This is a genomic window from Microbacterium schleiferi, assembly GCF_015565955.1.
Taxonomy (GTDB): Bacteria; Actinomycetota; Actinomycetes; order Actinomycetales; family Microbacteriaceae; genus Microbacterium; species Microbacterium schleiferi_A.
On sequence record NZ_CP064760.1, the window covers coordinates 2,723,812 to 2,745,592 of the forward strand.

Annotated in this window: 25 protein-coding genes and 3 pseudogenes; 14 read left to right on the forward strand and 14 right to left on the reverse strand. The window is 66.1% G+C overall.

The window, feature by feature from the left end; genetic code table 11:
- Positions 1-9: 9 nt before the first annotated feature.
- Positions 10-651 carry an NYN domain-containing protein gene (locus tag IT882_RS13300; RefSeq protein WP_036295197.1) on the reverse strand — a complete coding sequence of 214 codons (642 nt, stop codon included), beginning with the start codon at positions 649-651 and terminating at the stop codon, positions 10-12.
- Positions 652-864: 213 nt separating this feature from the next.
- On the opposite strand from IT882_RS13300, the gene IT882_RS13305 reads away from it, so the two are divergent.
- The 6 genes and pseudogenes from IT882_RS13305 to IT882_RS16690 form a co-directional block, all read left to right on the forward strand.
- A complete protein-coding gene (locus tag IT882_RS13305) occupies positions 865-1,146 on the forward strand; it encodes a helix-turn-helix domain-containing protein (protein WP_036295200.1) in 282 nt (93 codons plus the stop codon).
- A gap of 72 nt (positions 1,147-1,218) precedes the next feature.
- Positions 1,219-1,599, forward strand: a complete 381-nt coding sequence (locus IT882_RS13310) for a hypothetical protein (RefSeq protein ID WP_195692257.1) — start codon at positions 1,219-1,221, stop codon at positions 1,597-1,599.
- Positions 1,600-1,646: 47 nt separating this feature from the next.
- Positions 1,647-2,054 carry a hypothetical protein gene (locus tag IT882_RS13315; protein ID WP_195692258.1) on the forward strand — a complete coding sequence of 136 codons (408 nt, stop codon included), beginning with the start codon at positions 1,647-1,649 and terminating at the stop codon, positions 2,052-2,054.
- On the forward strand, positions 2,047-2,856 hold the full coding sequence (locus IT882_RS13320; protein ID WP_195692259.1) for a hypothetical protein: 810 nt from the start codon (positions 2,047-2,049) through the stop codon (positions 2,854-2,856). The genes IT882_RS13315 and IT882_RS13320 overlap by 8 nt, the downstream gene beginning before the upstream one ends.
- A 48-nt stretch (positions 2,857-2,904) precedes the next feature.
- Positions 2,905-3,087 carry a helix-turn-helix domain-containing protein gene (locus tag IT882_RS13325; protein ID WP_036294314.1) on the forward strand — a complete coding sequence of 61 codons (183 nt, stop codon included), beginning with the start codon at positions 2,905-2,907 and terminating at the stop codon, positions 3,085-3,087.
- Between the two features lie 367 nt (positions 3,088-3,454).
- A pseudogene (locus IT882_RS16690) lies at positions 3,455-4,042 on the forward strand (DEAD/DEAH box helicase); the annotation flags it as partial.
- A gap of 767 nt (positions 4,043-4,809) precedes the next feature.
- Here IT882_RS16690 and IT882_RS13335 read toward each other — a convergent pair.
- A complete protein-coding gene (locus tag IT882_RS13335; RefSeq protein ID WP_024476678.1) occupies positions 4,810-5,817 on the reverse strand; it encodes a zinc-binding alcohol dehydrogenase family protein in 1,008 nt (335 codons plus the stop codon).
- 71 nt (positions 5,818-5,888) lie between these two features.
- Here IT882_RS13335 and IT882_RS13340 point away from each other — a divergent pair, with 71 nt between their 5' ends.
- The gene (locus IT882_RS13340) at positions 5,889-6,239 is read left to right on the forward strand and encodes a winged helix-turn-helix transcriptional regulator (protein ID WP_024476679.1); all 351 of its coding nucleotides are present in this window, start codon (positions 5,889-5,891) and stop codon (positions 6,237-6,239) included.
- Positions 6,240-6,253: 14 nt separating this feature from the next.
- Here IT882_RS13340 and IT882_RS16960 read toward each other — a convergent pair whose 3' ends face one another.
- The 4 genes from IT882_RS16960 to IT882_RS13355 all read right to left on the reverse strand — a co-directional run bounded on the left by IT882_RS16960 (position 6,254) and on the right by IT882_RS13355 (position 9,540).
- Positions 6,254-6,376 (reverse strand): hypothetical protein, encoded by a 123-nt coding sequence (locus tag IT882_RS16960; protein WP_267189609.1) that lies wholly within the window; start codon positions 6,374-6,376, stop codon positions 6,254-6,256.
- An 899-nt stretch (positions 6,377-7,275) separates the two neighbouring features.
- Complete coding sequence (locus IT882_RS13345) at positions 7,276-8,190, reverse strand: alpha/beta fold hydrolase (protein WP_195692260.1); 915 nt, start codon at positions 8,188-8,190, stop codon at positions 7,276-7,278.
- Positions 8,191-8,206: 16 nt separating this feature from the next.
- Entirely contained in the window at positions 8,207-8,929 is a 723-nt protein-coding gene (locus tag IT882_RS13350; RefSeq protein WP_005054944.1) for an alpha/beta fold hydrolase, read from the reverse strand.
- A gap of 161 nt (positions 8,930-9,090) precedes the next feature.
- Positions 9,091-9,540: an IclR family transcriptional regulator gene (locus tag IT882_RS13355; RefSeq protein ID WP_084423838.1), complete on the reverse strand. Its 450-nt coding sequence runs from the start codon at positions 9,538-9,540 to the stop codon at positions 9,091-9,093.
- On the opposite strand from IT882_RS13355, the gene IT882_RS13360 reads away from it, so the two are divergent.
- Together IT882_RS13360 and IT882_RS17155 are read left to right on the forward strand one after the other, a co-directional pair.
- Positions 9,422-9,871, forward strand: coding sequence for an aldo/keto reductase (locus IT882_RS13360; protein WP_024476682.1), 450 nt, complete (start codon positions 9,422-9,424; stop codon positions 9,869-9,871). The genes IT882_RS13355 and IT882_RS13360 overlap by 119 nt on opposite strands.
- 46 nt (positions 9,872-9,917) lie before the next feature.
- Positions 9,918-10,049: pseudogene (locus IT882_RS17155) on the forward strand (hypothetical protein); the annotation flags it as partial.
- A gap of 352 nt (positions 10,050-10,401) precedes the next feature.
- On the opposite strand, the gene IT882_RS13370 reads toward IT882_RS17155, so the two are convergent.
- The 8 genes and pseudogenes from IT882_RS13370 to IT882_RS16710 form a co-directional block, all read right to left on the reverse strand.
- Entirely contained in the window at positions 10,402-11,808 is a 1,407-nt protein-coding gene (locus tag IT882_RS13370) for an IS1380 family transposase (protein ID WP_195692261.1), read from the reverse strand.
- A 122-nt stretch (positions 11,809-11,930) separates the two neighbouring features.
- Positions 11,931-12,161 (reverse strand): hypothetical protein, encoded by a 231-nt coding sequence (locus IT882_RS16695; RefSeq protein ID WP_082734078.1) that lies wholly within the window; start codon positions 12,159-12,161, stop codon positions 11,931-11,933.
- 15 nt (positions 12,162-12,176) lie between these two features.
- Positions 12,177-12,509, reverse strand: a pseudogene (locus IT882_RS17160) (relaxase domain-containing protein); the annotation flags it as partial.
- Positions 12,401-12,718, reverse strand: coding sequence for a type II toxin-antitoxin system RelE/ParE family toxin (locus IT882_RS13380; RefSeq protein ID WP_024476684.1), 318 nt, complete (start codon positions 12,716-12,718; stop codon positions 12,401-12,403). The pseudogene IT882_RS17160 and the gene IT882_RS13380, both read right to left, overlap by 109 nt.
- Positions 12,715-12,951: an addiction module protein gene (locus IT882_RS13385; protein ID WP_024476685.1), complete on the reverse strand. Its 237-nt coding sequence runs from the start codon at positions 12,949-12,951 to the stop codon at positions 12,715-12,717. Before IT882_RS13385 ends, IT882_RS13380 begins: the two co-directional genes overlap by 4 nt.
- Positions 12,952-13,054: 103 nt before the next feature.
- Positions 13,055-16,510 carry a MobF family relaxase gene (gene mobF, locus IT882_RS13390; RefSeq protein WP_024476686.1) on the reverse strand — a complete coding sequence of 1,152 codons (3,456 nt, stop codon included), beginning with the start codon at positions 16,508-16,510 and terminating at the stop codon, positions 13,055-13,057.
- A gap of 227 nt (positions 16,511-16,737) precedes the next feature.
- Positions 16,738-17,115 carry a hypothetical protein gene (locus IT882_RS16705; RefSeq protein WP_229382132.1) on the reverse strand — a complete coding sequence of 126 codons (378 nt, stop codon included), beginning with the start codon at positions 17,113-17,115 and terminating at the stop codon, positions 16,738-16,740.
- Between the two features lie 8 nt (positions 17,116-17,123).
- Positions 17,124-17,321, reverse strand: coding sequence for a helix-turn-helix domain-containing protein (locus IT882_RS16710; RefSeq protein WP_229382133.1), 198 nt, complete (start codon positions 17,319-17,321; stop codon positions 17,124-17,126).
- A gap of 105 nt (positions 17,322-17,426) precedes the next feature.
- On the opposite strand from IT882_RS16710, the gene IT882_RS13400 reads away from it, so the two are divergent.
- The 5 genes from IT882_RS13400 to IT882_RS13415 all read left to right on the forward strand — a co-directional run bounded on the left by IT882_RS13400 (position 17,427) and on the right by IT882_RS13415 (position 21,469).
- Entirely contained in the window at positions 17,427-18,386 is a 960-nt protein-coding gene (locus IT882_RS13400; protein WP_199732620.1) for an MFS transporter, read from the forward strand.
- A gap of 30 nt (positions 18,387-18,416) precedes the next feature.
- On the forward strand, positions 18,417-18,644 hold the full coding sequence (locus tag IT882_RS16715; protein WP_197425747.1) for a hypothetical protein: 228 nt from the start codon (positions 18,417-18,419) through the stop codon (positions 18,642-18,644).
- Positions 18,641-19,330 carry an NAD(P)-dependent oxidoreductase gene (locus IT882_RS13405; RefSeq protein WP_024476688.1) on the forward strand — a complete coding sequence of 230 codons (690 nt, stop codon included), beginning with the start codon at positions 18,641-18,643 and terminating at the stop codon, positions 19,328-19,330. The genes IT882_RS16715 and IT882_RS13405 overlap by 4 nt, the downstream gene beginning before the upstream one ends.
- A gap of 49 nt (positions 19,331-19,379) precedes the next feature.
- The gene (locus tag IT882_RS13410; RefSeq protein ID WP_024476689.1) at positions 19,380-20,234 is read left to right on the forward strand and encodes a helix-turn-helix transcriptional regulator; all 855 of its coding nucleotides are present in this window, start codon (positions 19,380-19,382) and stop codon (positions 20,232-20,234) included.
- Positions 20,235-20,815: 581 nt separating this feature from the next.
- Positions 20,816-21,469, forward strand: a complete 654-nt coding sequence (locus IT882_RS13415; protein ID WP_175987534.1) for a helix-turn-helix transcriptional regulator — start codon at positions 20,816-20,818, stop codon at positions 21,467-21,469.
- Positions 21,470-21,781: the final 312 nt, after the last annotated feature.

The window sequence follows — 21,781 nt, forward strand, 5'->3', positions numbered from 1 at the left end:
CTGCTCGTGTCATCGCCACTTCGGAGGTCGGGTGTACGTGGTCGCGCCGACGGTGAAGCTCTCGGGCAGAAGAGCCTGGCGGATCTTGTCGCGACCGATCTGCGACGACGCGGGCATCAGCTGCTTGAGTTCGCTCGAGAACCGCTTGGGTGGGAAGGCGGCGCCGATGAACATGTGCGGGCGGAATTGTTTGGCCGCCCTGACCGCGGGCGCAAGATCGCTGTCGGCGCTGATGATCAGTGCCGAGTCCATCGCGTTCGCAGCGGCGTCGCCCACAAGAGCAACGGCGATGTTGACGTCGGTCTCCTTCTCCTCGTGCACCGTACGCGTTGCGCGACAGTTGAAGCACGTCACGGTCTTCGCTTGATATCGGCCCTGCGTGACGCTGAAGACGTTGGTGTGACGCGCAGCGACGGCTGCCTGATGGTAGGCCTGACGACTGGCCGCGCCCGCATCGCCCAGCACAGGTGCGGTGAAGTACTTCACCGCGACGATGTGGCTGCGTGGGCGCAGGCTCTGCGCGAGTGCGACGAAGTCGATCCAGAGCGTCGAGCGTCCGAACTTGTCGTGCATGCCGTGATAGAAGTTGAAGCCGTCGATGTAGACGATGAGGCGCTCGTGCGGCGGTCCAGGAACGGGTGAGGCTGACAACAGACGACTCCAAATCGGTGCACGAGGTGATCACCTTCCTACCAGCGATCGTGTGTATAGTGTGGATACACCCCGCCCGGTTGTTCATCCCAACCGTGGCCCGACGCCCTCCCTCGTGGAGGGCGTCTTTGTGTCCGAGCCGGGTTGTCGAGCCATCGAGATTGCCATACAGATTAGGCCTTACTGCAGAGGCCTACTCGTGACGCTTGATGGGTGCCTTCCCCCGCGACCTCGCCTGATGCGTGGGACCACTACGCTCGCGAGCTCGGCCAGAACATCCAGCGGGAACGAGCGCGTGTCGGATACAGCCAGGACCGTGTGGCGTACGAGTCCAACCTGAGCCGCTACACGTACCAGAAGCTCGAGAAGGGTGAGTCGAAGCCCGGAACTCCCGCGAATCCGACCGTCAAGACTCTGCTGGCGGTAGCTCAGGTGCTCGACGTTCAGCTCACCGACCTCTTGCCCAGCGTGACGCCCGACCTCACGATCCGCTGAGGCACTTCGGCGTTGCGGGTGACAGCCCGCGACTACCAGGAGAGGCCTAATCTGTATGGCATTCTGCACTGTATGGGCGCTGCGGAACTCAACCAGGAGTCGTTCGTCATGGCGGTGGAAGATCCCTACCTCACCGCCCTGATCGGAACGATCGAGGAGCCCGCCGGATCCAGCACCGCAGCCCAAGCCGGCAGGCTGACGATCGCATGGTGGGACACACATGGCACTGGGCCGTCGTGCGCCGAACTCTTGAACGCGATGTTCACGAGCATCGCGTGGGACGACGTCATCGAAGACCCGGGACGGACACTCCTCGAACGCCGTGAACAGACCGAGCTCATCCAGCGCTGGCTGATCAGCTACTGGACCCGACTGGGCGCGATCGCCTTCATCCCCGGACACGACGACGTCGTACGGCCGGGACGAATCTATCCCGAGCCGGAGACTGACTGATCCATCACCGCCTGATAGGTTGGCCGGTTCTACGTCGAGGAGGAAGCATGCGCGAGATCTCAATCGCAGGCCGTACGGTCACGGTCTCGCTCGTCGCGACCACGCACGGCGAGGATGGCGATATCCAGCGCTACCTCGTCGAGGTGTCGGGCTCGGACGCCGCGACCCACCTCTCGATTCTCCGCATGACCAGCGCAGTCGATGCACGCGCAATGGCGTCGGCGATCGAGACCGAGCTCCTGCTCGACTATCCGGGCAGTCGTGACGACGGAGTCCTCCGCGATCCGAGCGTTCGCGCCTGGCGCGACGAGCATCGGACCGCAATCGAGGCCGCTCTCGGTCAGCTGCGTGACGAGATCGCTGGGATGCCGCCGGAGCCGGTCAGCGACCTCGAACGAACGCTGCTTCGCGCCTTCGAGATGGATCCCGACGCCCCGGATCCTGGCGATGCGTGAGTACCCCTGGTTCGACTTCGACCAAGTCGACTTCGTGACCTCTGACACCCACTTCAGTCATGCCCGCATCAGCGAGCTCGCCGACCGTCCCTTCTCAACCGTCGCGGAGATGGATGCCGCGCTGATTGGCCGGTGGAACGACGTTGTCGCTCCTGACTCCGTCGTGCTGCACCTGGGAGATCTCGCGCTCGGAGCGATCGCTGAATCCCTTCCGCTCACCGCACACCTGCACGGACGCCGACTCCTCGTCCCCGGCAACCACGATCGTGTCTCGCCCGCGACGCAGTCGAAACGGGCGATCGAGCGATTCCTGCCCATGTACGAAGCGGCGGGCTGGGAGATCCTCCCAGAGGTCGTCGAGGGCACCCGCCGCGGGTACCGGATCATCGCTTCGCACTACCCCTACGCCGGCGACAGCCAGGAACAGGATCGACACACTTCGCATCGCCCGCGCTGGGACGACGGCATCCCGCTCATCCACGGGCACACCCACGCACGGGACCATGGCCCGAATGGGCATCAGTTCCACGTCGGCGTCGACGCCCACGACTTCTCACCAGTCCCGTTCAGCGTGATCGACGGCTGGATCCTGAGCCTGCCGGGAATCGAGACTCGGCTGCAGACAGCGGTCCGCGAGGCTCGAGAGGTCCTCGCCGACCTGGACGATACGCCCCCACTCAACATGGACTTGATGTTCTTCATGCAGGCGTACGACGAAATTCACATGCACCTCGAAGAGCTGCTGGCGGCCGTTGACGAAGTCGGGCACCTTAATGGCGACGAGGGCAAGGGGTCCCGATAGGATCGGCCATACCCGGATAAATCCGGTTCAATCCGCATGGGGGCGTGAATGTCCGAGCCGTGGCTCTCTGCCGACGACATCGCTGAGCACTTGGGCGTGACCAAGGACACGATCTACGCCTGGATCTCCGACAAGGGGATGCCGGCGCACAAGGTCGGGCGTCTGTGGAAGTTCCAGGCGAGCGAGGTCGACGACTGGGTACGCAGAGGGGACGCAGGATCTCCGGACTGACCCAGTCGGCCGCGATGTCGGCGGCACGACGTATCCTGATCGACTTGCCATTTTCCAGGGGAGGAACCACGTGGACGCACCTGCGGTGACGCTGGCATCGCTGCGCGCCGGGCAACGCCTGCGCGGTGTCCTGCCCGGGCAGCCGGTGACACTCGTCGGCGTGACACCGCTGGACGACGCGCTCGTCGAGATCTTCTTCCGCGATGACTCGGGTCGGACCGGCGAACGCACCATCACCGAGCTCGATGCCGGCAAGCTCGAACTAGTCACGGAGCTGGGTAACGCGCCCGCGTTCGACGGCGACCCTGATGAGTTCCGCCTCGCGGCCGAGGCGCTCCGCATCAAGTACGCCGCGCTCTACGACCCGATGGCGGCGGTGAATAGCTCGGACGTCGATCCGTTGCCGCATCAGATCCGCGCAGTGTACGAGGAACTCCTCCCGCGAATCCCGCTGCGGTTCCTCCTCGCTGATGACCCCGGCGCGGGCAAGACGATCATGGCCGGCCTCTACCTCAAGGAGCTCATCCTCCGCGCCGACTGCGAACGAGCGCTCATCGTCGCGCCCGGCGGCCTCGTGGAGCAGTGGCGGGAAGAGCTGTCGCAGAAATTCGACCTCTCGTTCGAGATCTTCAACCGTCAGATGGTCGACGACGCGCAGGGCCGCAATGTGTTCGACGAGCACCCGTTCCTCATCGCACGGATGGACCAACTCTCCCGCAGCGATGACCTGATCGAGCAGCTCTCCGACGTCACCTGGGACGCTGTCGTCGTCGATGAGGCGCATCGCATGTCCGCGCACTACTCGTCATGGGCGGGTCAAGTCGACGAGACGAAGCGGTTCCGGTTGGGGCGGCTGCTCGCCGAGACCGCGCACAACTTCCTCCTCATGACCGCGACCCCGCACGCAGGCAAGGAAGAAGACTTCCAGCTGTTCATGTCCTTGCTGGACCGCGACCGGTTCGAGGGCCAGTTCCGCGCCGGCGTGCACCGCACTGACACGCGCGGCCTGATGCGGCGCATGGTGAAGGAAGAGCTCCTCACCTTCGAGGGCAAGCCTCTGTTCCCCGAGCGTCGCGCGTACACGGTCGAGTACGAGCTGAGCGACCCCGAGCGTGAGCTATATGAGCTGGTGACCGGCTACGTGCGCACCGAGATGGGTCGTGCGGAACGGCTCGCGCAGGCGGGCGACAAGAAGCGCGGCAACAACGTGGGGTTCGCGCTCACCGTGCTGCAGCGACGCCTCGCCTCAAGTCCGGAGGCGATCCTCCGATCGCTCGAGCGACGCCAAGTGCGACTCGAGACCCGTCTGCGGGAATGGCAGCGCGCGACCGACGAGGCCCGCTACAGCACCTCCATGACTGCGTCTATTGACGAGTGGTCAACCGGCCGCGTCGCACTCGACTTCGAGGACGCCTCCGCTTCGGCGCCAAGCTTCAACCCCGACGAGTTCGATGACCTCGATGAAGAAATCTCCGAAGAAGAACGAGCACAGTTCGAGGCCCGTGTCGACCAGGTGGTCGACCTTGCCACTGCGGCCGAGTCGATCGGTGAACTCCGCGCTGAGATCGCGATCCTCGAAGACCTCATCCGCGTCGCGCGCCGCGTCCGGTTGCTGGATGACGACAAGAAGTGGGTGGAGCTGCGCACGATCCTCGACGACCAGCTAGCCGAGGTTCTGCAAACGCACTCGCCTGTGAACATGCGCGTGCGCGCGGTTTCAGTCTACTCCCATCTGTGGACGGTGACCTTGCCGACTGTGCGGCCGTTCTCGACCAACTCGTGCGCCTCGCGGAGTGTGGTCGGTGAGATCGGCGCGAGTGTCGTTGTGGCCGTGGTGCGGATGCGGCCCTGATCTACAAGGTCAGCGACAGTGTTCAGGAGCTGGTGCTGTTCAATCATGTCCGGGGTCTGCCTGAGCGGGCGGGTGAACATCAGTTCCCAGTGCCAAGCGATGCTCTTGCCCTTGAGCGGGAACACGTCGCGCGGACCGTCGTCAATGGCGACAATATGCCCGAACGCTCGAACGATCCGCGCATAGGTTTCGATCTGCCCCGCGGAATGCGCGGTGAACAGCCAGTCCACGCCATCCTGCGCGACGGCGAGCACCTGCTCAGCCAGGTCGTCGCGGTGGTTCACCACATGCTCCGCGCCCAGGTTGCGCACCCAGGCGGAGCGTTCATCGTCGGAGGCGGTGGCGATCACGGTGACGTTCGGCAGGAGCGCGTCGGCCAGTGCCAGCATGATCGATCCGACTCCGCCGGTCGCGCCGATCACCAGCAGGGTGCCGGTCGAGTCCTCGGTAAGGGCGAGCCGCTCGAACAGGGTCTCCCAGGCGGTGATCGCCGTCAGCGGCAGCGCAGCAGCGTCGGCAAACGACAGCACCTGCGGCTTGCGCCCCGTAATCCGCTCATCCACAACATGCAGGCGCTGGTTCGTACCTGGCCGGTCGATGCTGCCCGCGTAGTACACCTCGTCACCCGGAGCGAACAGCGTCACCGCTGAGCCGACCTCGCGCACCGTACCGGCGGCGTCGAAGCCGAGCACCTTGAACCCGTTCGCAGGAGCGCCTTCCCGCAGTTTCACATCGACCGGGTTCACCGAGACCGCCTCGACCTCGACCAACAAGTCATGCGGTCCAAGTTCGGGCACCTCGACCTCGCGGGCGGTCAGCGCCTCGGGGTCGGTGGCGGGGAGGTTCTTCTCGTATCCGATCGCAGTCGTAGCCGTCATGCCAATTATGGTTCCCCAGACCTACTGGTTACCGTCAAGGCAACCTAGTACCCATCGGATACCATGAACGTATGAGTCAGACCGTGGATGAGTGCGACCGGAACGACGTGTACGCGGCCATGTGTCCGTGCCGCGACATGCTCGACCTGCTCGCCAACAAGTGGAGCGCCCTGGCCATCGGTGCGCTCGAAGACGGGCCGCAACGCAACGGGCAACTCAAACGACGCTTGGAAGGCGTCAGCCCCAAGGTGCTGTCCCAGACCCTCAAGCGTCTCGAAGACCACGGCCTGCTCACTCGCACCGTCTACCCCGAGGTTCCCGCTCGCGTGGAGTACGAACTTACTGACCTCGGACACAGCGCAGCCGCCCCGTTGAAGCATCTGCGCGACTGGGTTGAACACAACGTCGGAACCGACCAGTAGCGACCCCCTCGGCGCTACATCGAGCCAGGAGTCCCGGCCTCCGCGTAATACCGCGTCAACACAGACGAGGCGTCGCGGTCGCCGTCACCGGACACGACAGAGTTCAGCAGGTACCGGTACCCGTCACCGGTCGTCATCACCCTAATTGATAACGTCACACCTAGAAGGTGCGAAGTAACCGACGCGCGAGCACAGGAGCGCTTCTGTCATTTCGAAGGCGAGACTTCGCGCGATTGGGATTCGCCGGGCCATCCTTCTTCTCTTTCGTCGAACGTCACCGCAACACCGTGTCGCTGGGGTTCGTGAAATCTTCTTCCGGAAGCGAAACCCAGGTACTGCGCCATGAGGAACTCGCCGCAGCGATGCACAGGCGTTCGACAGTTCGGTCGCACGAACCGATCGTTTGTTAACGGACGGCACTGTACGTCGATCGAAAGTCGCGCCGACACCCCCTGCGAATTCGCGTCGCGGGATAGTTTGCCAGGATCCGGCGATCAGCGTGGTGCGCATCAAGGAGGTGCGCAGCGGCCTCAGCACGAGGAGCCTGCCCGCGAGGCCGACCACCCCGCCCCTAGGAACGGTAGGAGTGCGACGTCGGGGCGAGCTGGGGGCCACCCCCGAGACCGAAAGTAGCACCGCAGCGACGATAAGCGCCACGCCAACCAGGGTGGTCGTCAGCTCCCCGACCAACGAACCGATCCATCCGCGTTCCTGGAGGTCTCGGAACATCCTTATGCTCAGCCCGAACGTTCCGTTCGAGCTGCGAACCGATCGTCTCGATGCGTCGTGGCAGACGCCTCAGCTGTCCACCGATGACCTGGAGTTGCACGCGGCCGTCGGCGAACATCTCCCTTGAGTCCATCGCCAGACGTATGAAATGAGGAGTTCGAGCAAGGGCCCGATCGACCAAGTCGTAGTCGGCAACGAGCTGGCACAGCGTTCCCTCGAGTGACACGAAGGAAACGACTGGCGTTCTCCTCCGCTGTTGGGGACGTCGGGTCGGCTGAAATAATGGCCGGGACGATACGGTGGCGAGTCAGAGCGCCGTGATCCACCGCGCGATCTCGTCAGCGATCTCGTCGCTATTGTCTTCGACCATCAGCGAGTGGCCGTTCCCAGCGAGAAGAGGCAGTTCGGACGACCAGAAGGTGACGGCGGCGCCCTGATCGGTGAGCCAGGCCACGATGTCCTGATCCAGCTGCGAGGGGTGGTCGGTATCGGCTCCACCCGTGAAGACGAGAATCGGCTTGTTCGTGAACGCGTCGGTCGGCCCGATCCTCATTTGGCTCCCACCGATGTTCTGACGCTGATAAAGCATCCGGGCCGGGATCGGCCGAAGGGTGCGGCGGAACACCTCGATGCACTCGCGGGGGAACCGCCGGCTGGGTCCGATGGCCTTGTCGTTCACGAAGGCGCTTGTGGGTTCCCAGAAACCCATCTTCGGGATGGTCCAGTCGATGGCCGCTCCACGGATGGAGACCTCCTGGTCGGACTCCCTCACGATCTCGGGCACCGCCTGTATATTTCCAGGCGGGCCCGGAGCGACGGCTACGAGCCCGTCGATGAGATCGCCATGCGTCTCTAGGAGGCGGAAGCCAATCGGACCTGCCATCGAGTGCACGACCAGCACGACGTTCCGGCCGAGACCAGAGAGGAACACGCCCATCCCTCGGCACACGCTCTCATAGTCCAGCCGCGCAGACGCCGCACGATCATCGACGTGTTGGGCCGCCTCATAGGACAACCCCAGCCAGTCCACCACCAGCACACCGTAGCCAAGCGATACGAATCGTGCCGCCCAGCCCTGTCGGCCGTCGGGCGTCTCGAGATAGTACTCGTTCGAGGCACCACCCCCGTGCACGAGGACGATCCACCGAGCAGGCGCACCCGACGGCGCCAGTTCGGTGTACGAGATCGGCGCGACGTCGTCTGGGCGTGAAATCGAATCCATAGCTTCCCCAGGCCTGTTAGGCAATGACGGCGTCGAGGGCCCGTGCGAGCCTCTCCGGATGCGTGAGCATCACCAAATGGCTTCCGTCGATCTCGATCGTGCGCGGACTATCAAGCCGCCCGGCCGCGGCCTGGTAGATCTCAGCGGGAACGGCCTGGTCCTGAGCGAGGAACACATAACTTGACGGGATGCTGCTCGCCCAGAACCGGTCGAGGCGGATCGGCTCATCGGACCAGCCTGCCGGCGCTGGGACGAGCCTCGGCTCGAGCGCGGCGAGCTGCTGCTGCTCGAACGGGGACATGTCCTGCATAGACGCGGCCCAGAGCTCAGGCGGCATGACGATGGTGTTGTCGTCGGACTGACTCGCAAGCGCCTTCGTCGCTGCGACCAACGGATCGGGGAGCACGTCGTTAATGGTCTCGCCGTCGCGCAGCACCCAGGCGTCGACGAAGACGACCCGGCCGATGCGCTCGGGCATCGCCTCAGCGACGAGTTGGATGAGCGGACCTCCGCCGCTATGACCGACGAGCACGATGTCGAGCTGGGTGAGCTCTCTTACCTGATCGATCAGATCGCGCGCCATCATGCTCATCGTGACGCCGGAGCGGTCCACGTCACCGTCTTCGAGACCGCGCAGCGTCGGCGCGATCACCTCGTGCCCCATTCTGCGCAATTCGTCGGCGACGCCGTCCCACACCCAGCCGCCTACCCATCCGCCGTGCACCAGTACGATCTGCATTGATCATCCTCTTCGCATATTTATCTGCTGAGCAGAACTTGTTCCTAACTAGAAGACACAATAGCTTGCGCGGCGCCAACAGTCCAGCATGGCTCGAGCTCTCTTCAGAACGCGCCGAACGACCCCTGCACCAGGTCGCAGGGGAAAGAGACGACGAGCCTTCAGGAGGTCAGGTCGGCCAGACGTACGGCTGCCTCATCGAGGAGTGCGACGAGGGTCTTCACCTTGCGGGGAGGCAAGCGGAACACCGGGGCAGATGCGTTGATCGCCAACCGCAGCCCGCTCGCCGAGGGAACGGCCACGGCCACCGAGGCCACGCCCTCCTCGCTCTCCTCCCGGTTCGTTGCATAGCCCTGCTTCGCGACAAGATCCAGTTGTGCGAGGAGCTCGGTCTTGGTACGGATCGACTGCGGAGTCACCTGTGAGAGTTGCTCGTCGGGGTAGAGACGGTCCAATTGTTCTCGCGGGAGCTGCGCCAGGAGAACCTTTCCCGTGGAGGTGCAATGGGCCGGCATCTCCTTGCCCAACCGTGAAGCGACTCGCACCGCCGTCGTCGGTTCCGCGACCGGGGTCGTGCCCGACGTGAACCAGATCCAGCTCAGCCCCGACATCGCCCGTACCGTTCCTCGACGCGCGCACGAGGTGCTCGGTATCGTGACCGAGAGCTGGAGCCCGCTCGGCCGCGGGCCCGAGCTGCGGGAGAACCCGACGATCGTGCAGATCGCGGCGGACGTCGGACGAACGGCGGCACAGGTGGTGCTCCGCTGGCACGTGCAGCAGGGCCTCGTGCCGGTGCCGAGATCGTCAGACCCCAAACGCCTGGTCGAGAACCTCTCGGTCTTCGACTTCCGCCTTAGCACCGACCAGATGGCCACGCTTGCGTCCCTCGACAACGGCGAAGCCGCCGCGCGGGACTCTGACCTGCCCGAGAACGGTCATTAGTCCACCAAGAACACCAAAATCGTCACCGATCTGGTAAATTCAGCGCGCTCTGGAGACGCAGCAGAACGCCTCGCGCGGCTCCTGGACATTCGACTACACGCAGGACCGGCTCTCCGCCATCATGCGCTGCACACACGACCGCTGCCTCGAGACCGCCGACGAATACGGCTCGCCAGGCTTGCCCGGTGGACTTCGGCGACTGCGCGAAGCAACTGACCGGCGGCGAAGGTGATGGCTCGAACGTAGGCGCGATCTGCCTTGCTCGCCTCACCTTCGGCTCGCTCGACAGCCGCGTCCAAACCATCGCGAAGTCGCGTGCACTGCAGATGGCGGCGAGGGAGAGAGTAAGTTCTGCAGTGTGCCCGATCGGGAACAGGGGGTGGGCTTTAGCCTCGATCCACCGATGAGCCTTGGGCGAGGGGCTCGACTTGATGGATGCGGCTTTGACCGGCCGCGGGCAGGGTTGTGTTCCGGGCGTCGCATCCCGGTCGTCCACTGTGTTCTCGGTCGGGCCGTCGTCGCGGCGGTGGTCAGTTCGTGCTGACGTGTGGTGGGGCGTGGGTGGCCGTGAACAGGCGATCGAACGCGGCCTGCCAGGGCCAGGCCGCGGGCAGGTGCATGGTGATGCGCCGGGCGGATCGTGCGAGGCGTGCCGGGACAGTGATGAGGGTGCGGCGGATCGTCGCGGTTGTCGCTCTGGCGAGCCGCCCGGCGCGGTCGGAGATGAGTCCGGCGGTGCGGGTGAGGTTGAACGCGATCACCGCGAGCACGAGCCAGGCGCTGTTCGCGGTGAACACCCCGGACGGAAGGTGAGCGAGCGGTCCGCCCTTCAGATCGGCGTGGACCTGTTCGATGATCGCGTGGGCACGGTGGGTCTTGTCCGCCGCGACGGTGCCCATCGTCTGCTTGTCGGTGGTGGTGAAGAACGCGTGGTGCCGGTAGACGTCGAACAAGGTCGGCTGCTCCACCTTGTTCGGGTTCAGGTCCGGGATGCGCCGCACCACGAGACGTCCTTCGACCCGTTCGGCGATCTTCCGGGAGCGGAACGCGACGAAGGGCACTTCGGCGACTTCGGCTTTCGAGATCCACCGCCCGGTGGCCTCGTCACGGATCGCGTTCGGATACTCGATCGTCTCCCACCCGTCCTCGGGGATCGACGAGATCGCTGTCTTCACCGCAGGGTCCATCCGGACCGTGACAGATACGTCCGCGCCGGACTTGATCGCGGTGCCAACGGTGCCGTGCCCATAGAACGCGGAGTCGGCCCGCAGCAGCGGCCGGACACTGCTCCCGATGTTCATGCGGCGGAGGGTTGCGAGGACGTCACCGACGATCCTGGCGGCGCCTTTCGGGGAGCCGGTCTTCCCCTGCCGGAGCCGCTGACCCAGGATCACCGGTGCTGACGAGGTCGTCGACGCCGTCGCAAGGAGTGCGTTGAGTCCGCGGACGCCGGAGTACCCGAACGAGGCGCCCTGCTTCTTGTATCCGTGGACCTCGACGATCGTGTCGTCCAGATCCACCATCACCCGCTCACCGCCCCGAACCTGCAGCAGCGGTGCGGCCGAGGCGAGGTTCACCAGAGTCCGGGAAGCGACGGCATCGAGCTGGCGGACATGCCCGAAACGGAACTCGCGCAGGAACGAGCCCAACGTCGACGGCGCATACGTCCGATCGAACAATCGCCCCATCCCGCCGTGACGGAGCAGGTTCATGTCGTCGATCGAGTCCGCACCGGCGAGCATCCCCGCCACCAGCGCCATCACCTTCGACCCGGCGTTCGCGCCCCTGTCCGTCGGGACGCTCAACCTCGACTGCGCGAGCTCGTCGAGGCCCACGGAACGGGCGAGGCGGAGCATCGGGACCAGACCCGCGGCCGACACGAGATTCGGATCATCGAACATCGCTGACACAGCAGCGGGAGCATGCTTGAATTGCACCTACGAGATGCCTCTCGGATCGGTCGAACAGCGGTCTAGACAATCACTATTCTTCCTGATCAGAGGGGCATTTCTGCGTCACCGCGCCCGCTCAACCCCACGGCTCATCGGTGGATCAAGGCTTAGTACCCCTGCCCGAATTCGCGAAGTCTGGGCCACAGATCGCCGCCGACGACGCCGAAGACCCCTACGTCCGCCAGCATGCCGCCGAAGCCCTGCTTGAGATCAACGAAGACCGGAAAGTCAACGGCCGCTACCTCGCCGTCAAGACCCGACAGAACCTCGCCCGCCTCACCGACTTCGCCGAACACACCCGTCGGTTTCCCTGCCTCTTCCGCCTCGATCAACGCCACCTGTGCACCCCTATCAGCGGGAGCGAGGGTCTCGGGAAGCTTCTCAAGCCGACGGGCAACTCGCTCGGCAGTGCTTGCGAATCGGCGGTACGGACGACCCAACTGTTCGCTCGTGTTGGGGTCCTGGCCGTGCCCCATGAGACGGCGGAGCTGCTCCTCGCTGACCTCACCACCGGGTTCGACGGCGCCAGAAATGTACGCGAGACCCGATCCGAGCCATGAGCCCGGCGGCGTGCTGTTCAGTCGTTCAGCCGGTGGAGCCAGTAGCCGGGTTCGCGGCGCTCGTGGGCGTAGGCGAGGATCAGGATCGTGTCCGGCTCCACCGTGTAGACGATGCGGTACGGGTATCCGCGAACGGCCTTGCTGCGGATCACGGTGCCATCGTCAGCGGTCGTGAATGGTGGGGCGGCGTTCGGCCATTGGTCGAGGTCTTTCCGGGCTTGCCTTGCTCGGTCGATGAGCGCAAGGCCGATCCCTGGCTCCTGGTCTTCGTACCAGCGCACGGCGGCGTCGAACTCCGCGACGGCCTCGGGGTGCTCTCGCTGGGCCAAGGTCATGCGGTGAGCAAGGCGCGCAAACGCTCGTAGTGCTCGTCGGCATCCACCAGATCGACCGCACCCTCACGCACCTCGGCCAGTCGCCGGGTAGCCTCGGCACGCCAGGCTGCATCGACCTCGCTCTCGTCGTCTGCATCATGGAGGCTTTCGAGCAGGGCGTTAGCGACGACCGCGCGCTGATCGGCGTCGAGCGCGAGGCCGTCTCGGATCAGAGTTGCGGTGTCGGGTGTCATGTATTCAAGTGTACGTCGAACGGCCGACAATCGCGCTGGGCGTCTGTGGCTCGGGTTGCGGGGCTGCTGTGAACGTCACGCCGACGCGACGTGCTGCTGATGCTCATAGGCCGCGTGCTGGCCCGTCATGTCGCGGGTCGTTGCGCCGCGGGTCGCGTTCGGTCGGCTCGCGGAGTTGCCGTTCGCGTTCGGCGAGTGCTTGCTGCCTTGCTTCGTGCTCGGCGCGGGTGGTTTCGATCCGTGCGGCGGCGTCGCGGATCGGTAGCGCGCGGAGGTAGTCGGCCTCGGCTCGGAGCGCGGTGGCTTGCTGGTGCGCCTGTCCTGCTTGCTGTGCTGGGTTCGGCAGTCGCATCCCGACCCGGTGGCGCATCACCGCCTGCGGCCCGTACTCGCTGACCAGCAACGCCCGGCGTTCCTGCTCGTGCCGCTGCCGCAACTCGTCACGGTCGGCTCGCGCGGCCTCGACGTGCTGGGCGGCGTCGATCACGCGGGGATCGGCCTCGGCGCGACGCTCGGCCTGTCGTGCCGCCCACTCGGGCAGGGTGTCGGTGGTGCGGGGTGGTTCGCCCCATGTTTCGCGCACCCGTGCCCGAACCGTCCGGGTGTGCTCGCTCGTCTGGCGGTGCTCCGCGCGGGCCTTGCGCCTGCCGAGCCTGCCGACGGTGGCGAGTCGGCTGCTTGCGGCGGCCTCGCGCTCGACAGCATCGAGATAGGTGGTGCCGTCTGCCTCGGCCTGCACCGTCAACGGTTCCGCGATTTCGGCACGGATGCGCGCCGCCTCGTCCTCGGCGTGGCGGAGCACGTCGGCGTGCTCGTCGTCCTCGGTCTTGTGTGTTGCGCGCTGGGCGTCGAACCTGGCAGCGGTCTGCTCCCAGCGTTCCGCCGCACGTTCGGCTCGTTCGGCTTCGGCGGTGAGGCGGGCGAGTTCTTCGGTGATGAGCTGCACGGGGCCATCGCTGACGAGGCCTTGCACGGCGTCGATGGCTTGGGCGGTGGCGTGGTCGAGGCCACGGTCTGCCGGGTCGCGTTCCATCGCCTCAACGAACCGCGCCCGCGCATCCGCCATATCAGCGGCGACGACGTGGAGTTGGTTCTGTTGGCGGCCTCTCGTCATGCCGACGTAGACGCCTGCCGCGCTCGTCGCCTCCGACAAGGCCGTGTGGGAGGCATCGACGGTTGCGCCTTGGACGCCGTAGGCGGTCGCGGCATACGACAGGTGCGCCCACTCGCTCACGTACTCGGCGGGGAGGGCGACGGTGCGGCTGTGCTTGCCTCCGCCGCTGACTTCGCGGGCGTAGACGCTGCCCTCGTCGGTCACATGCTGCACGATCCATTGCTGCCGGTTTGCCACGCCGAGGTCGCTGCTGTTCTTCCGGGTCTGGATCAGGTCGCCAGCGCCGATGCTCAGCCCGTCGCTGCCGGTCGTCGTCATAGTGTCGTCGACCTCGCCGCGCTCGACCCGCCCGGCGCGGATGTGCTCGTTCAGCTCGGTGGCCTCGTCGTTGGTGGCGACGGTGATCGCTTCGCCGTCGTGGGCGTGGGCGGTGATGTGCTCGCGGGCCGCTTCCTCGTCGGCATGCAAGGTCACGAGGCCCATCGTGGCGAGTCGGTCGAACACGTCGCCGGGGTGCTCCCGGTCACGCATGACCAACGTCAACGCCGCATACTCGGCATCGGTGAACCTGTGGAGTTCGGTCATGTCGTAGGTACGGCCACGAATCTGGGCGGCCATGTCGAGCACCCCGCCGCGCCCGACCGCCGGGAGCTGCGCCCGGTCGCCCACGAACGCGACCGACGCGCCTGCCTCGGCGGTGACGGTCAGCAGAGCGAGGGCGGTGTCCTGGTCGAGCATCCCCGCTTCGTCCACGATCACCCGCTCACCCCGCGACAGCACGGCGTCGTTTGGTGGGCCGGTGTAGATGTTCCCGGTTGCAGGGTCGGTGTCGCCGGGTGCGAGGCGTGTCCATACGCCGTCCTCGTTCCACCGCCACCCATGCGCATACACGAGCGCCGCGACGGAGGTTGCGGGCACGCCGAGTTCTTCGTGGGCGACCTGCGCCGCACGCAACGTCGGCGCAACCACCCGCGAGGATCGCCCGTGCTCGGCTGCAACCTCGATGGCGACGCCGAGCATGGTGGTCTTGCCTGCGCCCGCCGCGCCCTCGACAATCACGAGCGGGTTGGTCGAGGCGACGGCAGCGGCGGCCACGGTCTGCCCGGTGTCGAGTCCGGCGGCTTGCGCAGCGTCGGTCACGTCGGGGTGCTTCGGCTCCCGTTCCGGCGTCGCGGCGGTGAGTTGGTCGCGGAGTGCGGTCTCGGCGGCGACGACGCCAAGGCTGGTGAGGTGGGCGACGTGCTCGGGTTGCACCATGCCCGGCGGCAGCACCGAGAAACAATCCGAGGCGGCGAGTCCGGTGGCGAGGTCGATGAACTCGCGCAACTCCGCCGGGGTCGCTTGCACGCCTGCCTCGGTGGTGATGCGGGTGACGTGCTCTCGCACGGTGTGCGGTGTCCAGGTCGATGCAGCCGCCGCGCAGCGATCCAGCGCACGACTGGCGACCTGTTGCACGCTGAGGTCATCCAGCGATGCCGGCGCAACGGTGTCGGGGTGCTGCAAGCTCTCGGGGTGGTAGCCGGCGTCTCGGAGTTCCTGCTGCCACCACTGCTCGTTCTTCAAGTCCGCCGGTTTCTTGCCGGGCCGCTGGAACGCCCACGCCGCGTCCTGCATCCGAGCGGTCAACACCGGGCCGGGCGTCTCGCCGGGATGCTTCGCTTGCCACTCGGCCTCCATGCGTTCCAGGTTGCGTCTGATCTGCGCCGACCGCTTCGACATGACGGCGTTGAACGGCTCCAACTCCACAACCTCACCGCTTACGGGGTCGAGGGTCAGGCCATGCTCGGAGAGCGTGGCGGCGAGCTGGGGGTGCGCGGCGATCACCGCCGTACCGAGAGCACGGATCGCGCCCTGCTGCTGGAACAACGCCGCCGTGGTCAGCGCCCGCCACTTCCCGCCCGCCCACACCCTCGTGCCAATCTGGAAATGGATATGCCGGTGCGGATCACCCGCACGACTCGTCTTGTGCGTGATCGCGACGGTCTGCATGTGCTCGACCGGCAGCACCTCCTGCGCGCCGCGCGGCCCCGCCAACGTGACCGAATGCTGACCAAGGAAGTGCTGAATCTCCCGCGCCGCATCCCGCTGCGTCGCGTCCAACGCCTCGGACACGTCCGGGTGGAGTGCGGCGGCGACCGACAGGCTCTTCGGCGCGTTGATCGTCATCTCCGCGAACAACGGCGACCCCCGACGCACCTTGCCCGGCTTGCGCGGGGTACCCATCGACTCCCCGGTGTCCGGGTTCACCCAATCGACCCAGGCTTCGTACTCATCCGCCGACAGCGACCGAGCAGCGGTGACCTCGCCGGTCGCGTCGATCACGGCGTACTCGGCCACGGCCTGGTCTGCGCCGAGGTAGTACTCGTCAGCGCGGGAGCGGTCGGCCTCGACATAGGCGCGCGCGGCAGCACCGCTGCCGTGGAACAGCTTCACTCCACCCTTCACTCTGGCCTCCCTCACGAGTCGTCTCGTGAGAGAGGTGCGCACTACGGCCCCGCCGTAAAATACGTGCCTCACTGAGATAGGGGGCAGATGACTGATGGAGCCGAGCGTCAGCGCGAGAGCGTCGCACAGAGTGTCGCTGGCAAGAGTTGGCGTCACAAAGTTCGAGGGAACTTTCGGAGTTCGGTTCGATGAAGTGACTAGTCTTCTCGGCGAACTTCGTGACCTGATTACTGCCCGATGAGTCTTCGGGCAGCGGTGACGACGGAGGCACGGCGGCGTGCGTGTTCGGCGTCGCTCTCGGCTCCGGTGATCATGCGGGCGACCTGCGGTACCGCTGACCACCATCCGGCGAGTGAGAGCACGAGGAACATCAGGTGGTCGGCGTCGAGGTCGCTCGTTACTGTGCCCTTGGCCTGTCCGTCGGTCATGGCGGCGACTTTGTATCCGTAGTATTCGCGCCGCTCGGCCTCGTCGGGTACTTCGGTGTCGAAGACGAGCCCTTCCCAGCGCATGAGCCTGCCGAGTTCGGGGTGCTCGCGGTGGTAGTCGTAGACGCGCCCGGCGTAGTCGCCCACGTCCTCGGTTGCGAATGATTCGACGGGCACGTCGCGGGCTACCTTCGCCAGTTCCTCGCGCAGTACGGTGGCGAAAAGTCTGTCCTTGCCCCGAAGTGCGTGTAGACGCGCTCCTTGTTCACCCCGGCGGCCTTGGCGATGCGCTCGATGGTCGTGCCGTGCGGCCCGTGCGCGGCGAACTCGGCCACCGCCGCGTCGAGGATGCGGCGCTTCCTGCCCTCAACATCCCAGCCCATCGTTCCCACCTCCCGTCTCGTGCGGTAAACCCAACGCTCACGTTGCGTCTTCGCGGTTAGCCTACTACAGTCAAATCCAACGGAAACGTTGGATTTGGAGTGGTGGTGTCTGCGAACTCGACGGAACAGATAGCGGGAGCAGGCGAGGCGCGCGAGCACCCGGCAGGGAACGGCGTGGTCGTGCTGCTCGTGGTCACGGCGCTGCTGGTGCTCACGCAGTTGTACGCGGCAATCCCGCTGATCGCCCCGATCGGTGCGGAACTCGGCTCTGATGTGACGTTCGCGCTCTCGACGGTGTTCAGCGTGTGCTATGCGGTCGGGTTCCTGATCTGGGGGCCGTTGGCCGATCAGTACGGGCGGAAGCGGATCATGCTCATCGGCCTGGTGTATCTCACCGTCGCGACCATCGCCTGCGGCTTCGCCTCCACGGTGCCGATGCTTGCTGCGCTGCGCGGGGTGCAGGGGGTGATGGCGTCGAGTTTCGCGCCGGTTGCGCTCGCGTATCTGGCCGAAGCGACCCCGCTGAAGCGTCGGGCAACGGCGATCGGGGCCATGTCGACGGCATTCCTCGTTGCCGGGATCGCAGGCCAAGTACTCGCCTCCGCGCTCAGCCTGACGTTGGGCTGGCAGTGGGTGTTCATCCTCTCCGGCATCATGCTCGGCCTCGGCATGATCGGCGTCGCCGTGCTCGTCACCGAGCCGCACAGTCGCAGAGACGATGCGAGCCTGGTGCGTCGCTTCGCCGTAGTCGGGAGGGTCGCCACACGCCCCTCGGTGCTGCTACTGAGCCTCGCGCACCTAACGCTGCTGTTGTCGTTCGTCGGCATGTACACCGGCCTCGGCCCGCACCTGACCGACCTCTGCCTGGACTCATCGCAGGTGATCTGGCTCCGCCTCGTCGGGCTGCCGGGCATGTTCGCCTCCCTCTTCGCGGGCGCTATTGCGAAGCGTCTCGGCGGCGCGGGGGTTGCACGTGCCGGGTTCGCCCTCGCCGCGATTGGGCTGCTGATCGAAGCCGCACTCTCGGCATCCCTCGCGGGCACGGCGCTGGCGAGTCTCGTGTGAGTCACTGGGGTCGCGCTCGCGGTGCCCGCGATGATCACCCTGTTCGGCGAGACCGCCGCCCCGAACCGGGCCGGTGGGATGGCGCTCAACGGATTCGTGCTGTTCCTCGGTGCCAGCGTCGGCCCACTCACTGCCTACCTGGGCTTGGACTTCCCGATCCTGCTCGTCAGTCTCGCCGCGCTCATGGTGCTCGCCGTCGCCAGCCTCACCGGGTTCGCCCGACTCACCCGCACGCCCGCTTCGGAGGTACCTGTATGACTCGCATCCTGATTCTCGGCGCGACCGGGCGCACCGGAGCCGCCATCCTCGCTCATCTCCCCGCAGGCATCGAGGCGACCGCTGCGCTGCGCGATCCGGCAGACACCACGCGGCTCGCCAAGACTGCTGCATCGCTGACCTCCACGGTCGTGAACATCGCTGAGAACGCCAGTCTCACGCAAGCAATGCACGGCATCGACGTCGTCATGAACGCGATCCGACTGCGTGAGGACATCGCCCCGACCGAACTCGTGGCCGTACATGATCGACTCATCGAGGCAAGCACCAAGGCCAACGGCGCTCCGGCCCGGATCGTCACGGTCGGCGGAGCAGGAGCACTCCGACTCCCTGGAGACAGACGGTTCTGGCAAGACCCCCGGTTCCCAGAACCCACACTGCCGCGCGGGAGAGCACACGCCATGCTGCGCGACCACCTCGAAGCGGGCAACGCAGGATCAGAATGGGCGTATCTGATCCCGCCGCCCGTCTACGAACCGGAGGGGCCGACGACAGCACGCTGGGAACGAGTCTCCCCTTCCACAGACGAGACTGCGTTCACCCGACAAGCGATCAGTTATGCCGACTTCGGAGCGGCAGTCGCGGAGACTTCCACCAAGGACGACACTCGCACGCAACTCATCGCATGGCCCAGTGAACTGACAGAAAAGCACCCGATGAGTGGATAGGCGCATCTCCCCGCCGTTGTCGGCTCGGACACGGACGACGCATCGACCTGTGGGCCTGGCGGCGTACAACGTTGTCCGGCTCGTTGTGATCCGTGACGGCACGGCCATCGTGTTCAGCGAGTTCGGACAGCAACCCGTCAGCTTTGGCGACGCGGTGCTGCTGGGGCCGAGCGTGCTGTTCGGCGTCGAACCCGAGGGGCGGGTCACCTATACGACGGTCTACATCGACACCGACATGGCGCTGGATCAGTTCTTCTGGCAACACTCCGCGATCTTGCACGACCGCCTCGACGCCCACGACTTCGCGGGAAAGGTGTACACCGAACCTGCCCAGGTACTGCACCTGGGCCGGGATCGAGCCGGGCGGTTGTTGCCGTGGCTGGACGAGCTGGTCGCCCTCACCGTCGAGGGCAAGTACCTGGAACGGTTCCATCGGATGCAGGCGCTCTGGTTCCTCATCACCGATGTGATCGCGCCGTGCATCCGCGTCTCGACGGTGCGGCTGACCCGGCTGCAACGTGCCCGCGCTCGCCCGTTCTCCGCTCGAAGTCGGGTGCCTGAACCGTTGCGTCGTGAGGCGATGCTGGTGCGCGACGCGCTGCACAGCCGGATCACGCACCCGTGGACGCTCGCGGAACTGGCAGCCCTGGTGCGGCTCTCTCCGAAGCACCTGGTGCGCGTGTTCACGGACACGTTCGGGAAGACCCCGACCGCCTACCTGGTGATGCTCCGCGTGCAAGAGATGGCGCGGCTCCTACGCGAGACGAACATCACCGTCACCGCCACCGGGCAGCGGGTGGGGTGGCGGAGCCGGTCGCGCGCGGTAGAAGCATCCACAGCGCACACCGGAGTGACACCGAGCCGCTACCGAGACATGCGCCCGCTCATGACCGACCTCCCATGACCGAGCCGGTCGCGCTGCCCGGCAAAGTGCCGGAGTGACCGGGAAACGCCCGGCCTGCTCGTCTCCTGCTTCGCCGCGACCGCCGGTGCTTGGTAGGCCGGTTCTTCCCCCTGGTTGCTCGGGGGTGGTCAGAGAAGGGAGGTCGTCATGTCGCTGCTACTCGAACGCCCGGCGACCACGCCGACCGGTCATGAGCCTACAAGGACGCCGCAGTCGCCGCACCCCGCGATAGTGCAGCCGGTCGAGCCGTGGAGTTGCGTCTATGTCACCAGCATCCGTCACCGTCGCATATTGGCGGCGACCGCCTATGACTGTGTGCGCTTCGTGGTCGTGCGCGACGGCTCGATCATCCTCACCGATGCCGATGCCGATGCCGATGCGGGCGGGTCGGCGTCGGTGGGTGATGTGGTGCTGGTCGCCCCGAACGTCGAGTTCGGGTACGAACCCGAGGGCACCGTCACGGTGAGGACAGTGGCAGTGGATACCGATTACTGGTCGAGCAGTTGTTCTGGCAGCACCTCGACGTGCTCGCGGACGGCGAAGCCGCACGCGACCTCGCAACTCACCTGTATCCCGATCCGGTGCAGGTGCTGCGCGTCGGAGAATCGCAGGCCGAACGGCTCGGGCCGATCCTCGATGAACTCGCCACACTCACCGGCGAAGACCAATCGCCGCGCGGCTACTTCCGTGCGTATGCGCTGCTGTTCACGGTGCTCGCCGCCATCGCGCCGCTGGTTCGTCACGCGCCGGTGGAGGTGCCGCCGCTGACCTCTCGGCAGCGGGCCGTGCGGGTCGCGCCTCCCCGGTGGCGGGAGTTCAAGCCGGTGCGCCGCGAGATTATGCGCACGGCGGCGCTCATGCAGAGCAACATCGCCAGGCAGTGGCCGCTCACCGAACTGGACGCGCACGCCTGCCTGTCGCCGAGTCAGCTCAATCGGGTGTTCAAGGACTCGTTCGGGGTGACGCCGCCGGTGTACCTGTCGATCCTGCGCGTACAGGAGATGGCGCGCCTGATCCGCGAAACCGATCTGCTCATCGGCACGATCACCGAACGGGTCGGCTGGTGCCACCACTGCGGGCAAGCCTCGCGCATCTTCCGCCGCTACATGGGCGTGACCCCCATCGAGTACCGGCGCTACGGCCCACCGTCCGCGAGCCGGGCGGGGCCGGGCGTCGGCATCGCCACCGCACGCGCCGACGACTCCCGTGGGAACGGGTGCGCACCTACCTACTGACACCTGCCCACACGACCGGAGGAACCCGACGATGAGCACCGCCACCACGCGACCGCGATACGCTCCGGCGCGCCTGCATGTCGGGGTGGGGGTGACGGTTCCGGCAAATTGCCGGAACCGTGCGACCAGGGCTTTTACTCCCGGCCGGGGTGGTTCCGTCGAATCGGCGGCACCACACTCGCGGGGCGACGGTCGGGGAAAATTTCCCACACCGTCCAGCCTGCGACCTCGGCCCGCTGTGCTGCTCGTTGTGGTTCTCGTGACGGTGGTGGCAAATTGGCACCACCGTCCGACCAGGAGTTTCGCCGTTGC

Coding starts and splice junctions, on each gene's coding strand:
- IT882_RS13310 (WP_195692257.1), top strand. CDS start 1,219: ATGGGCGCTGCGGAACTCAACCAGGAGTCGTTCGTCATGGCGGTGGAA.
- IT882_RS13315 (WP_195692258.1), top strand. CDS start 1,647: ATGCGCGAGATCTCAATCGCAGGCCGTACGGTCACGGTCTCGCTCGTC.
- IT882_RS13320 (WP_195692259.1), top strand. CDS start 2,047: ATGCGTGAGTACCCCTGGTTCGACTTCGACCAAGTCGACTTCGTGACC.
- IT882_RS13325 (WP_036294314.1), top strand. CDS start 2,905: ATGTCCGAGCCGTGGCTCTCTGCCGACGACATCGCTGAGCACTTGGGC.
- IT882_RS13335 (WP_024476678.1), bottom strand. CDS start 5,817: ATGACGGCTACGACTGCGATCGGATACGAGAAGAACCTCCCCGCCACC.
- IT882_RS13340 (WP_024476679.1), top strand. CDS start 5,889: ATGAGTCAGACCGTGGATGAGTGCGACCGGAACGACGTGTACGCGGCC.
- IT882_RS16960 (WP_267189609.1), bottom strand. CDS start 6,376: ATGACGACCGGTGACGGGTACCGGTACCTGCTGAACTCTGTCGTGTCC.
- IT882_RS13345 (WP_195692260.1), bottom strand. CDS start 8,190: ATGGATTCGATTTCACGCCCAGACGACGTCGCGCCGATCTCGTACACC.
- IT882_RS13350 (WP_005054944.1), bottom strand. CDS start 8,929: ATGCAGATCGTACTGGTGCACGGCGGATGGGTAGGCGGCTGGGTGTGG.
- IT882_RS13355 (WP_084423838.1), bottom strand. CDS start 9,540: ATGTCGGGGCTGAGCTGGATCTGGTTCACGTCGGGCACGACCCCGGTC.
- IT882_RS13380 (WP_024476684.1), bottom strand. CDS start 12,718: ATGACCTTGGCCCAGCGAGAGCACCCCGAGGCCGTCGCGGAGTTCGAC.
- IT882_RS13385 (WP_024476685.1), bottom strand. CDS start 12,951: ATGACACCCGACACCGCAACTCTGATCCGAGACGGCCTCGCGCTCGAC.
- IT882_RS16710 (WP_229382133.1), bottom strand. CDS start 17,321: ATGGGCTGGGATGTTGAGGGCAGGAAGCGCCGCATCCTCGACGCGGCG.
- IT882_RS16715 (WP_197425747.1), top strand. CDS start 18,417: ATGATCACCCTGTTCGGCGAGACCGCCGCCCCGAACCGGGCCGGTGGG.
- IT882_RS13405 (WP_024476688.1), top strand. CDS start 18,641: ATGACTCGCATCCTGATTCTCGGCGCGACCGGGCGCACCGGAGCCGCC.